Origin of the sequence: Methanobrevibacter sp. (genome assembly GCF_045112895.1) — an archaeon.
Lineage (GTDB): Archaea > Methanobacteriota > Methanobacteria > Methanobacteriales > Methanobacteriaceae > Methanocatella.
Window position 1 is genome coordinate 87,866 of record NZ_JBGUIH010000023.1, and the last position, 12,729, is coordinate 100,594.

The window sequence follows — 12,729 nt, forward strand, 5'->3', positions numbered from 1 at the left end:
TAGTTTAATTTTATTAACACTAGTTTTTATGTTGTCAATTTCAGCTGTTGCAGCTGCCGACTCAAACGGCACTGATGATATAATGACTAGTGATGTAGATGAAGAACCCCCATCGGGAATTTCTGAAGTGTCTACAGATGAAGTGCTCACTGCTTCAAGTCAAAGCAAGAGCTATGTTTTGACAGGCAGTGACGTAGAGATGTATTACAAGGGTGGGTCCAGTTACAAAGCGACTCTGTCCAACGAAAAGGGTTCAGTTAGCAATGCTAATGTTACTTTAAAGGTTGATGGAGTTACCTATACCAAGACAACCGATAAGAACGGAAAGGTGTCCCTCCCGATTGATTTGGATGCCGGAGATTATGTAATTTCCGCTTCCTATGGAAAGTTAGCTAGTTCTAAAAATAACATCAAGGTTTTGCCTGTCATCAAAGGAAAGGATTTGACCAAACCTTACAAGGGATCCCAATCCTATTCCGCGACATTCCTTAAAAGCAATGGTAAGCCATTGGCCAACAAGGACGTCAAATTCAAAATCAACGGCAAGACATACACCAAGAAGACAAATTCAAACGGTGTTGCCAAGTTGGCTATCGGCTTGAAGCCTGGAACTTATAAGGTCTATGCAATCCATCCCAACGGATTTGAGATTTCAAATAAGGTTGTCGTTAAGTCTTCCATTGCCGCTAGCGATTTGAAGAAGCATTATCAGAGTTCAAAGAAGTTCACGGCAACTTTTTATGACAAGAACGGCAAGCCTTTGAAGAATAAGCAGATTAAGTTCTATGCAAAAGGAACTTACTTCTACAAGAAAACCAATTCAAAAGGTCAGGCAAGCATTAAAGTGATTTCAAAGCCTGGAACCTATAAGATTGTTTCAATCAATACAAAAACAGGTGAGAAAAAGACAAATACTTTAAAAGTTTTACCGACATTATATGCTGATTCTATGACAGTATTTACAGGTACAACTTCCAAATTTAAAGTAACACTTTATAAAGGCGAAAAGTTAGCTAAAAACGCTAAAATGACCGTTTATGTAGATGGTTCTAAAAAAACCGTTAAAACAGATTCAAAAGGTGTTGCAACCGTAAAATTCAAATTGGGAAAGGGAGTTTACAACTTCAAGTGTGTAGACCCATATACCAAATATACTTTAAACAAGAAGGTAACAGTTAAGCTGGCTTCCCTCAAGGCAACCGATGTTGCGGGCATAGACAATGAGGATGGAATATATCAGGTTCAGGTTTTGAACCAGAACGGTAAGGCTGCAAAGGGCAAAAAGGTGCAGATTACTTTCAACGGCGTAAGTCATGTCGTAACATCAAATTCCAAAGGCCTTGCTCATGTCAACTTCAAATTGCCTGTTGGCCAATACAAGGTTGTCTGTAAGGATTTGGACACAGGTTACGAAATAACCAAAAAGATCACTGTCATAAAAGACAGGTATGCAGTATCCTATAATAAATATGGTGTTTCTGAAGATGGAACCACTATCCTGGCTATCGGAAGGCCATCCGCTCCAGGTGAGGAATCAAAATACGGCTGGACTTGGTACATGACCGAGTTTGAAAGAACCTGTCCGTACTGTCATGGCCACAACTTGTATTGGGACGTATTCTGGGCCGGAGATGAAGTGACTGAAGTGGGAATTTTCCCTGCAACAGGCCATAGGGAGCCTGGAAGTACCGAAGGTATGATATTCTGTGCCGACTGTGACTGTGACTTTTCAATATTCGGAAAAGAGCACGTTACATCAAATCCGATGCATCTGAATGTTTTGATACAGCCGGTCAAATCTTCAAAAGAAGCGGCTTATTTGCTTAAAAGCGGAAGTTTTGTTAAATAATCAAACAGAATTTCCTTTCTTAACTTTTTTTAATCTTTTTTCCATATCTAGAATTCTGGTTGTCGAATTGTTTTCGCCGTCCTGTTTTTCTGAGTAATCCTTTTCGCATTCGATAATGTAGAATGCCTCATCTGATGTGGTTGACGGTATGTTCATTTTCGCAAGGTTTCTCTCGACGCGCCTTTTGAGTTTCTCGTCATCCATCTCATCGCCTAGAAATATCGGTGTTTTCACGGCTGATGATATTTTGGTGTTATGGCGGGCCTCATGGCGCTCTTCTGTTCTTGAATCCAGAATGAATTCGCTGGTGTTGTTCAATCCGGGATCTCTGAATGGAATGCCGACATCAGAAAGGGCAATTCTGATTTCATCATTCTTTGGAAGTGACCAGTCAAGCATTGACGGGTTAGGGCTTGCCAGTGTTCCTCCCTGTTTTCTTCCGAAAATCGGTCCAAGGCCGATGTAGAAGCCTGCTTCAATGAATCCTGCCCTTACCGGCGCTGATGAGGTGTATGTTGCAACGATGCCGTCATCCTTGATTATCCTATGGAATTGCCTGAAGAATTCCACGGAGAACAGTTCAGGAGCCATGTTTTGGCTGAACGGGTCCAGGAATATCGCATCATATGTGTTGTCCTTAAGCTTCTGCACGGTCTGTCGGGCATCTTCAATGAATACGTTAATGAAAATATTTTCCGGAATTTCCCCTTTCTCTAGGGACAGTGCGGCATAGTCCTGTCTGATCAGCTCATCTTCAATGGCCTTTTTGGTGATGTCATGTTCAGGTATCGGTGATGGGACCAGAAGACCGCAGGCGAATGTTGCCTTTGATATTTCGACCATGTCGATTTGCAGATTTGACTCAGCGCTATTCTTCAGAAAGTCAGATATTGCCGCTGATGAGTTGTAGCCCAGTCCAGCACAGATGTCAAGAATGGCGATATCATCATCATAATTGAACTTCATCGGCTTGATAAACTTCTCAAATGACTCACTTATTGCACCTGTAGATGTATGTAACGTTTCAACTTTGTTATTTATTTCCTTTGAATTAATAGAATAGGATCCATCATCGGTTAAAACAAAGTAATCGTTGTAAGTATCAAAAAAATTAAGTCTGCTTTCATTATTTCGACCACTTCTTTCCTTGGCGAAACATTCATTGATCAGATCGAAGATGTCGTCATTGATTATCCGGGCACTGTTTTCATAACTCATTTTATCTAAACTTAACTTTTGGATTTTATTGATTATAAAACATTTCATGCATAATCAATTTTTTTTCCAAGATTGACTAATTCAAACTGGATTAAACTTTTACCTGTCAGATGAGCAAAATTTATATAATTTCTAATTAAAAGTTTATTTAGATGTTTGATAGTCCAAATGATTTTTTTTGGAAATGACTTTTGATGGAACTCATATTACAAATTTTCTTCTAATTATGACAAAGCAATCAATTCAATATGGGTTCTTGCTAATTAAAGATTATAAGGTTAAATAAAATGTTTGAAATTAAAGCTAAAGATAATATGGGACGTGTTGGAGTTTTGAAAACCAAGCATGGCGATGTAAAGACTCCTGCATTGATGCCGGTAATTCATCCGCGAAAACAGGCAATCGATGTCAAGAAATACGGTGCCGATATAGTTATCACAAATGCATACCTGATTTATAAGGATGAGGAGCTCAAGAAAAGGGCAGTTGATGAAGGGCTGCACAAGCTGATTAACTTCGACGGTCCTGTCATGACAGATTCAGGGTCATTCCAGCTGTCCGTCTACGGAGATGTTGAGATAACAAACAAGGAAGTAATCGAGTTTCAGGAACTCATCAAAACCGACATCGGAACCAGCCTTGACATTCCGACAGCGCCTTTCGTTGAAAGGGAAAAGGCTGAAAGCGATTTGGAAATTACTATAGAGCGTGCAAAGGAAGCGGTCGAATTCAAAAAGGAGCAGGGCATGGAAATGCTTCTCAATTCAGTTGTCCAGGGTTCAACATACATTGATTTGAGAAGAAAATGCGCAAGGGAGCTTTCAAAGCTCGATGCGGACCTGTACCCGATTGGAGCTGTCGTTCCGCTGATGGAATCCTACCACTACAAGGACCTGGTCGATGTTGTGATGAACACGATGAAGGACCTCTCGGATACCGTTCCCCGCCATCTGATGGGTGCTGGACACCCAATGATATTTGCACTGTGCGTTGCAATGGGATGTGACCTTTTCGACTCAGCGGCATACATCCTGTATGCTGAAGACGACAGGCTTCTCTCGACAAGGGGAACATTCAAGCTTGAAAACCTTCAGGAAATGCCATGCTCATGCGAGGTGTGCACCAAATACACTCCGGATGACTTGAGGGCAATGCCTAAAGAGCAGCGCAGAGACCTGATAGCCCAGCACAACCTGCACGTTTCATTTGCTGAGTTGAGACTGATAAGACAGGCCATCTATGACGGAAACCTGATGGAGCTTGTAGAGGAAAGATGCAGAGCCCATCCTGCACTTCTTGAAGGTGTAAGGCAGCTTGGAAACTACTCAAGGGATCTGGAAAAGTATGACCCGAGAAGCAAAAAGTCAGCATTCTTCTACACAGGACCTGAGTCACTGTGCAGGTCTGAAGTGTTGAGGCACATGCAGAAATTGCGCAGTATGCCTAAAAAGAGGGATCTGGTCATTCTGCCACCTACAAGAAAGCCTTACTCAAAATTCATATCAGGCAAATTGGGCGAATTCTACACCTACGGCGAAGAAATGCAAATCGATTTGGACGATACTGATTTCATGGTGCTGGACATCCCGTTCGGATTGATTCCATTGGAAATCGATGAAGTCTATCCGTTAAGTCAAAGCGATGCTCCAAAAACCCGTGATGTAGATGCAATCGAGTTCGTGGAGGATTTCATTGATGAATTCGTCGAATATTACGATCAGGTATTCATCCACAAGCGCATTAATGAGGATTTGGAATTGGGCCTTTTAAACAGATTTGAAGATTCAGATGAAATAAGATATCAGAAGGATGATATCAAAAAGATTAAGGCAATTGCAGACTACCAGTTTGGAGTCGGTGCAGGCGAAGCATTGTTCAAAGGAAAGATCAACATTGAAAAAAGCAAAAAGACAGGAAAGATCAGGCACATCTATGACGGAAAGGTTTTAATCGTAAATATGAGGGCATCAGATTCATTACTAATATTGTCAAAGGAAGGAGCCAAAAGGCTTCACAATAAGATGCCATATCTGCACAACAGGGTTGTAGTGAACAAGGACTCAGAACCATTTGCGCTTGACGGAAAAAGCGTATTCTGCAAGTTTGTAGTGGACTGCGATGATGATATAAGGGCAAGGGATGAAGTCTTGATTGTCAATGAGGAAGATAAGCTATTGGCATATGGAAAGGCATTGCTGGGTGCCTGCGAGATAAAGCAGTTCGAAACAGGTCAGGCAATCAAAACCCGTAAAGGAATGAAAAAGTGATAATATGGATGATAAGGTAAACACAGGTCATCACATTGAAGATAAGGAACTTATAAGAAATGCCAGAAAGCCCGTTGGGGATTTGGGCCATCAGATACTGGACAGGATGAACAGGTCCCATGAGGCAATGGCACAATGGGGCGTAAGCCATTTCGAAATCAATGAGGACAGCAAAATATTGGACATCGGATGCGGCGGAGGAAGAAACATCCAGAGATTTGCCGAACAGATTTCAGATAACGGCAGGGTTGTCGGAATCGATTATTCCGAGGTAAGCGTTGAAAAGTCCATTGATTTGAACAGGAAAGCCATCGAAAACGGAAATGTCAATGTCCTGCAGGCTTCAGTTTCGGACATGCCATTCTACGATGAGACCTTTGACATCGTAACTGGCTTTGAGACAATCTATTTCTGGCCGGACTTCATCAACGACCTGAAGGAAGTCAACAGGGTTCTCAAAAGGGACGGTCTGGTATTCTTCTGCAATGAAGCGGTCTACAGGGAAGGCGAAATGGAAAAATTCGATGACCTGGTAGAGCTTCTGGACATGAAAATCTATTCGGAGGACGTCTTGAGGGAATCTCTTGAAAAGACAGGATTTAAGGATTTTAAGGCATACATCGATGATGAGAACGATTGGATTTGCATAACCGCAAGAAAGATTTAAGGTAATATAAATGGCTAACAAAGTGAAAACGATATTTGCAAACATGAGCTGGCTTATGGTTTCCCAGATACTGACCAGTGTCTTTGCATTTGTCTGGACTATCCTGACTGCAAGGTATCTTGGACCGTCAGATTACGGTATCTTCGGTACTGCAGTTTCATTTTCAACAATATTCGGGGTATTCGCCACCTTCGGTATCTTCACATATCTTGTAAGAGCAATCTCGACGGATTTCGAAAATGAGGACAAGTACTTGAACAATACGTTATCACTTAAGATATTCTTGGCCATATTCTATTTGGCTATAGTCGTTTTGGCTGCGCTCTTCCTTGGCTGGAACCGTTATGTCATAGGAATATGTTTGCTGTTCGCATTCGAGTATTTAATCAAGACATATCATGATGTGTTTTTCTCATCATTTCAGGCTCACGAGAAAATCAAGTATCAGGCCATTACAAATATTATAATAAATTCACTAACACTGATATTCATCATTCTTGTCATTGTAACCGATTACGGCCTTTTGGGTATTGCCTTTGCTTATATCCTGGCGAATTTCATCGCACTGCTCTATGCGATATATGCAATCAGAAAGCATATCATAAAGCCAAGGCTGACATTTGATTTCAGATTCTATAAGGTCCTCATCAAGGCGGGAATCCCATTCGCATTGACTGGGCTTTTCTACACAATATACTACTCAATCGACATTGTCATGATTACCCAATTCGCGTCCACTTACGATACAGGTCTTTACAATTCGGCCTATAAGCTCATAAGCGTTCTTGCGCTATTCTATACAATTTACTCTGCGGTAATCTTTCCTGTAATGAGCAAGCTGTTTCAGGGCGAGAAGGACATGCTCAACCTCAGCTTTGTAAAGTCAATCAAATACCTGTCCCTGGTTACAATTCCGATAGCAGTATTCACTTCATTTTATGGCTATCAAATCATTGCAATCTACGGAGCCGAATTCGGTGAAGCCGGAGGAGTCCTGCAGATTTTGATTTGGACGGTATGTTTCCTGTTCATCAATGGGGCATGCTCCCTTGTGTTGAACGCATCACATGAGGAGTATTCAGTTACAAAAATCTATTCGATTGCAGCTGTGTTCAACGTTATATTGAACCTGTTCATGATTCCGAAATATTCAGTCTACGGCGCTTCAGTCGCAACTGTTCTAAGCGAAATACTCATCTTGATTTTAGAGTTGTACATGATTAGGAAAATCGGCCAGCTTCCTGACAGGCACTTGGTTTATGACATCTTGAAGATCTGTACAGCATCCTTAATCCTAGGAATTGTCTTATATGCCCTCAATTTGAATATGTGGGTAGCTATGGCAGTATCTATAGTCGTATACTTCGGTGCAATCATTTTGCTTCAGACATTTGATCAGGAAGACAAACTTATAGTTAAACAAATCCTTGGGCGTTGATGCAAAGATTTATATATTATCAAAACATAAGTTTATTTGTTGTTTATTTTTATGCGGTGTTAGTCCAGCCTGGTTAAGACTCTAGCCTGCCACGTTAGAGACCCGGGTTCAAATCCCGGACGCCGCATTTTTTTATGCAGTCGTGGTATAGTCTGGTTATTACTTGGGCCTTCCAAGCCTACAACCCGGGTTCGAATCCCGGCGACTGCATCCTGATATAAATTCTTTTTTTAAAATACTTATTTTGTTTAAAAAATACTCCATTTTTAGTTAATTTTATATAATAATAGAAATATAATAGTAATAATTAAATTAATTTTTAATTATCGTTTAAGATTATAATTTAAGGTGATTTAATGGTAGGAATAGTAGGATATGGGGCGCACGTACCCTCATATAGAATTAAGGTAGAGGAAATTGCAAAGGTATGGGGAGATGACCCTGTAGCCTTATCAAACGGATTGGTCGTTAATGAAAAATCCGTTCCTTCTCCTGATGAAGACACTGCAACTATTGCAGTTACTGCTGCCAGATATGCTCTGGCAAGAGCTCAAATTGACCCATCAAAGATTGGTGCCGTCTATGTCGGTTCAGAATCACATCCATATGCAGTAAAGCCAACAGCTTCAATTGTTGCCGAAGCGGTTTGCGCAACCCCTAAATTGACTGCAGCCGATTTGGAATTCGCCTGTAAGGCAGGAACCGCAGGCATTCAAATGTCCATGGGTTTAGTTGAGTCCGATATGGTTGAATATGCACTTGCTATTGGTGCTGACACTTCACAAGGAGCTCCTGGTGATGCATTGGAATACACCGCATCCGCCGGTGGTGCTGCCTACATTATTGGAAAGGAAAATACAATAGCTGATATTAATCACACATGCAGTTTCACAACAGACACTCCTGACTTCTACAGAAGGGAAGGACAGGACTACCCGTCCCACGGTGGTCGTTTTACAGGAGAGCCAGCTTACTTCAAGCATGTATTGAGTGCTGCAAAAATGCTGTTCGAAGAAACTGATTCAAAACCTGAAGATTATGATTATGCTTGTTTCCACCAGCCAAACGGTAAATTCTACCTGAGGGCAGGTAAGAAATTAGGATTCACATCAGAGCAAATCAAGCAAGGATTGCTCACTCCTAATATCGGAAACACCTATTCCGGTGCTGTTCCTTTGGCATTGTCCAATATATTGGATGTTGCTGAACCTGGTGACAACATATTTGTCATCTCCTACGGATCAGGTGCCGGAAGTGACGGTTTCACAATAACCGTAAAAGATGAGATTGTAGAAAGAAGAGAATTAGCTCCAAAAACACAGGACATAATTGATCAAAAGACTTATGTCGACTATGCTGTTTATGCTAAATTCAAAGGCAAAATTAAAATGTAAGGGGGCTTGAATATGAGAGATGTTGCGATTATCGGAGTTTCACAGACAAAATTCGGTGAATTATGGGATTCATCATTCAGAGATTTGATTGCCGAAGCCGGTGTAAAGGCATTGGTTGATGCAGGCATTGATGGTGACGACATTGAAGCGATGTTTGTTGGAAACATGTCCTCAGGACTGTTTGTAGAACAGGAACACATTGCCGCTTTGATTTCAGACCACGTTGGTCTTAATCCTATCCCAGCCACAAGAGTTGAAGCTGCTTGTGCATCAGGTGGTTTGGCCTTAAGGCAAGGAATCATGGCAGTCGCATCAGGATTCCATGATGTTGTAATTTCCGCAGGTGTGGAAAAGATGACTGATGTGGTTGACGCCACTCCAGCTATTGCCACTGCATCCGATCAGGAATGGGAAGCACAGCAAGGCGCTACCTTCCCGTCATTGTATGCAATGATTGCAAAAAGGCACATGTATGAATACGGAACGACCCGTGAGCAATTGGCACAGTTTTCAGTAGTGAACCATAAGAATGCTGCCAAAAACCCAAATGCTCAGTTCCCATTTGAAGTAACAGTTGATAAGGTAATCAACTCAACTATGGTGGCTGATCCATTGACACTCCTTGACTGCTCTCCGGTAAGTGACGGGGCAGCGGCGGTTGTAATGGTGCCTGCCGAAGATGCAAGAAAATACACTGATACTCCAATTTATGTAAAGGCTTCTGCACAGGCTTCTGGAACCTTGACCTTACACGATAGAAAAGATATCACTACCATTGAATCCACAAAGGTCGCATCCAGAAAAGCTTATGAAATGGCAGGAGTTACAGTAAAGGACATTGACGTGACTGAAGTGCACGACTGTTTCTCAATCAACGGACTATTGGCGGTTGAAGACTTAGGATTTGCCGAAAAGGGTAAAGGAGGAATAGCTATTGAAGAAGGTCAAACTGAAATCGATGGTGATTTCCCAATCAACTCATCCGGTGGTCTTAAGGCTCGTGGACACCCATTAGGCGCTACAGGTATTGCTCAAGCTGCTGAAATCGTATGGCAGCTTAGAGGAGAAGCAGGCGGAAGACAAGTGGATGGTGCAGAAATCGGTATGACCCACAACATTGGAGGAACCGGTGGTACTGCAGCAGTACACATTTTCGGAAGAGATTTATAAATCTCTTTTACTTTTTCTTTTTTTTATGATAATCAATACTGGTACAAAAACAGATATTCCAGCTTTTTTTAGTAAATGGTTCTTGAATAGAATCGATGAAGGTTTTGTCTGTACCAGAAATCCCTATAATAATGATATTTACAGATATCCTTTGGATCCTAAAATTATTGACTGCTTGTGCTTCTGCACAAAAAATCCAAAGCCGATTTTAAGAAACATTGATAAGTTAAATGATTTTAGCCAATTCTGGTTTGTGACAATAAACCCTTACGATAAAGATGTTGAAGTTAATGTTCCTGGCTTTAGAAATGTAATGAAATCTTTTAAGGAGCTATCTGAAGAGTTAGGCGTTAACAAAGTATCCTGGAGATATGACCCGATTTTTGTAACGGAAAAGTACTCTCTTGATTTTCACATTGAAAAATTTGAGGAGATGGCATCTGAATTATCCCATTACACTAATGACTGCACAATCAGTTTCATTGATTTGTATCAGAAGGTTTTAAGGAATTTTCCCGAAGCAAAAGAGGTAACAACCGAGGAAAGATTAATCATTGGTGAAAATTTCTCTAGAATTGCCAAGGAATATGATATTCAGATGAAAACATGTGTTGAAGGCACTCTTTTAGATCAGTTCGGATTTGACTCATCAGGGTGCATGACCAAGCAGGTAATCGAAAAGGCTATCGGGAATAATCTAAAGATTCCTAAAGGAAAATACAATATTCGCGAATGTGACTGTGTATTCGGAAGGGATATCGGAGCATATAATACCTGTTTGCATGGATGTAGATATTGTTATGCAAATGCCAATATGAAGTTGGTTAAACGAAATCAAAAGATTCATAATCCTGATTCTTCACTATTGATTGGCAATATTAATGATAGGGATGTTGTAAAGGAAGTTAAGGAGCCTAGCTATATCGATTTTCAACAGAAATTATTTTAGAAATTTTTTTAATAATTATCAATTATTGTTCTCATAATACTTTTTGTCTTACTGTTTAATGCTGTATATTGGATTCTTTAATATACATTTACATTTTTTAACATCATGACAAAACCCGAAAGGTTCAAACTGATTAAAAATATAATGAAAAATTTATAAATTATGTTAATTGATATTATTTATTATAAGAATGTTTATTTTATTACATTAAGATAGTGGGGACATTTATGAAATTTAAAGCAACTTATATTATGATTATTATTTTCATAATATGCTCATTATCATGTGTTGCCGCAGTTGACGATAATGGAACCGTTATAAGCCAAAATATTAACTATGATGATAATGTCAGTTTAAGTATAGAAAATGATTATGTTGGAAGTTCAGATATTCAAAGCGAACCTTTGTCTTATGAAGGCAATAATTCAGATAATCTATCTTCTCCACATATAAAAGATACTAATAGTTTATATGGGATTGTTGATGTTGGATCTAACAGTCTGTCACTCAATATCTATAAGGAAGATAACGGTAAAATCAAACAGGTATATGCTGAAAATAAAGATTCTGTTATAGCCAAATATAAAAAAAATAATGTATTGACTGAAGATGGAATCAATCAACTTATATTAATCCTCAATGATTATGATAAAAAGATGAATTCAAAAAATGTTGATATTAAATATTATTTCGCAACTGCAAGTTTAAGAAATATTGGGAATAGTGGTGAAGTTGTAACCGCTGTAAAAAACAGTTTAGGCATTGATTTACATGTATTAACTGGGGAAGAGGAAGCATATATGGGATTCAATGCAGTAAAACGCATGGATTTAGCAACTGATGATGGATTGCTTGTGGAAATTGGTGGCGGAAGTTGCCAGATTACTATTTTTGCAAACAAAAATCCAGTTATAGAAAAATCTATGCCTATTGGATCATTGGCCTGTTATAATGAATATATCAGTTCAATATTTCCTAATGAAAGTGAAATGACAAATATCCAAAATAGGGTGATAATGGAATTGAATAAACTCAAAATCACTACTTCTCTGCCCATATATGATTTATACGGAAACGGAGGAGCCATTTACACATTTAAAAAATTGTTGATATATTTGGGCGAAATTGATGATGATACTGATGCTATCCCAGTATCAATGGTTGATTCGACATTAAACAAGCTCTTAAAAAACACTACCGAAACCTATAGAATAATGTCTAATGTAGATTCTAGCAGAATCACTACATTAATCCCCGGAATTATTATTGCAAAGGTGATTTTAAATTATTTTCAGGTAAGCTATTTGCATTTCTGTAAAAGTAAAATGGAAGAGGGAATCGTATACGAACTGATTGAAAATAATACGCACCATTTAAATCCAAATGATACGTCAGATGATTATTCTAATGATGTAGAGGATAATATTTTAAATACTGTTAAAGCAAATACCGTTAAGGCAAGTGTGGATGGCATTAATATTAAAGCGAATACTGTTAAGGCAAGTGTGGATGACAATAATAGTATAGTTAATAACATTTCCCAAGTTAATAGGCAACCTGTTGAATCCACAATAAAAAACATTAATTCAAATTCACTCCCAATTATAGCCATAATTTTATGTTTAATGGTTATTTTAGGCATGATATATAAGAAAAAGAGGTAATTTACCTTAAATCCAAGAATACCTCGTATTCTTTTAAGTTGTCGATGAATTGCACAGTCAGGTGCACATTTATTTTTGGAATGTAAAATTTTTTTTCATCATAATGGACTCTG

At 39.3% G+C, this 12,729-nt stretch carries 9 protein-coding genes and 2 tRNA genes; 10 read left to right on the top strand and 1 reads right to left on the bottom strand.

What is annotated here, in order from left to right; genetic code table 11:
* The first annotated feature begins 28 nt into the window (after positions 1–28).
* The gene (locus ACJMLD_RS05315; RefSeq protein ID WP_405268821.1) at positions 29–1,849 is read left to right on the top strand and encodes a hypothetical protein; all 1,821 of its coding nucleotides are present in this window, start codon (positions 29–31) and stop codon (positions 1,847–1,849) included.
* Here the strand turns inward: ACJMLD_RS05315 and ACJMLD_RS05320 are convergent, their stop codons facing one another.
* Positions 1,850–3,067, bottom strand: a complete 1,218-nt coding sequence (locus ACJMLD_RS05320; RefSeq protein WP_405268824.1) for an MnmC family methyltransferase — start codon at positions 3,065–3,067, stop codon at positions 1,850–1,852.
* A gap of 287 nt (positions 3,068–3,354) precedes the next feature.
* Between ACJMLD_RS05320 and tgtA the strand changes: the two genes are divergently transcribed.
* The 9 genes from tgtA to ACJMLD_RS05365 all read left to right on the top strand — a co-directional run bounded on the left by tgtA (position 3,355) and on the right by ACJMLD_RS05365 (position 12,616).
* Complete coding sequence (gene tgtA, locus ACJMLD_RS05325; protein WP_405268827.1) at positions 3,355–5,334, top strand: tRNA guanosine(15) transglycosylase TgtA; 1,980 nt, start codon at positions 3,355–3,357, stop codon at positions 5,332–5,334.
* A gap of 4 nt (positions 5,335–5,338) precedes the next feature.
* Positions 5,339–6,001: a class I SAM-dependent methyltransferase gene (locus tag ACJMLD_RS05330; RefSeq protein ID WP_405268830.1), complete on the top strand. Its 663-nt coding sequence runs from the start codon at positions 5,339–5,341 to the stop codon at positions 5,999–6,001.
* Positions 6,002–6,011: 10 nt separating this feature from the next.
* Positions 6,012–7,439, top strand: coding sequence for a flippase (locus ACJMLD_RS05335; RefSeq protein ID WP_405268833.1), 1,428 nt, complete (start codon positions 6,012–6,014; stop codon positions 7,437–7,439).
* 53 nt (positions 7,440–7,492) lie between these two features.
* A tRNA-Gly gene (locus ACJMLD_RS05340) sits at positions 7,493–7,566 on the top strand.
* A gap of 9 nt (positions 7,567–7,575) precedes the next feature.
* Positions 7,576–7,649 (top strand) — tRNA-Gly (locus tag ACJMLD_RS05345).
* A 146-nt stretch (positions 7,650–7,795) separates the two neighbouring features.
* Entirely contained in the window at positions 7,796–8,833 is a 1,038-nt protein-coding gene (locus ACJMLD_RS05350) for a hydroxymethylglutaryl-CoA synthase (protein WP_405268836.1), read from the top strand.
* Between the two features lie 12 nt (positions 8,834–8,845).
* On the top strand, positions 8,846–10,003 hold the full coding sequence (locus tag ACJMLD_RS05355) for a thiolase domain-containing protein (RefSeq protein ID WP_405268839.1): 1,158 nt from the start codon (positions 8,846–8,848) through the stop codon (positions 10,001–10,003).
* Between the two features lie 25 nt (positions 10,004–10,028).
* Positions 10,029–10,952: a DUF1848 domain-containing protein gene (locus ACJMLD_RS05360; protein ID WP_405268842.1), complete on the top strand. Its 924-nt coding sequence runs from the start codon at positions 10,029–10,031 to the stop codon at positions 10,950–10,952.
* Between the two features lie 227 nt (positions 10,953–11,179).
* On the top strand, positions 11,180–12,616 hold the full coding sequence (locus ACJMLD_RS05365; protein ID WP_405268845.1) for a hypothetical protein: 1,437 nt from the start codon (positions 11,180–11,182) through the stop codon (positions 12,614–12,616).
* The last annotated feature ends 113 nt before the right edge of the window (positions 12,617–12,729 follow it).

Excerpts from the sequence above, each read along its gene's own strand:
- ACJMLD_RS05315 (WP_405268821.1), top strand. The coding sequence starts at position 29 with ATGTTGTCAATTTCAGCTGTTGCAGCTGCCGACTCAAACGGCACTGAT.
- ACJMLD_RS05320 (WP_405268824.1), bottom strand. The coding sequence starts at position 3,067 with ATGAGTTATGAAAACAGTGCCCGGATAATCAATGACGACATCTTCGAT.
- tgtA (WP_405268827.1), top strand. The coding sequence starts at position 3,355 with ATGTTTGAAATTAAAGCTAAAGATAATATGGGACGTGTTGGAGTTTTG.
- ACJMLD_RS05330 (WP_405268830.1), top strand. The coding sequence starts at position 5,339 with ATGGATGATAAGGTAAACACAGGTCATCACATTGAAGATAAGGAACTT.
- ACJMLD_RS05335 (WP_405268833.1), top strand. The coding sequence starts at position 6,012 with ATGGCTAACAAAGTGAAAACGATATTTGCAAACATGAGCTGGCTTATG.
- ACJMLD_RS05350 (WP_405268836.1), top strand. The coding sequence starts at position 7,796 with ATGGTAGGAATAGTAGGATATGGGGCGCACGTACCCTCATATAGAATT.
- ACJMLD_RS05355 (WP_405268839.1), top strand. The coding sequence starts at position 8,846 with ATGAGAGATGTTGCGATTATCGGAGTTTCACAGACAAAATTCGGTGAA.
- ACJMLD_RS05360 (WP_405268842.1), top strand. The coding sequence starts at position 10,029 with ATGATAATCAATACTGGTACAAAAACAGATATTCCAGCTTTTTTTAGT.
- ACJMLD_RS05365 (WP_405268845.1), top strand. The coding sequence starts at position 11,180 with ATGAAATTTAAAGCAACTTATATTATGATTATTATTTTCATAATATGC.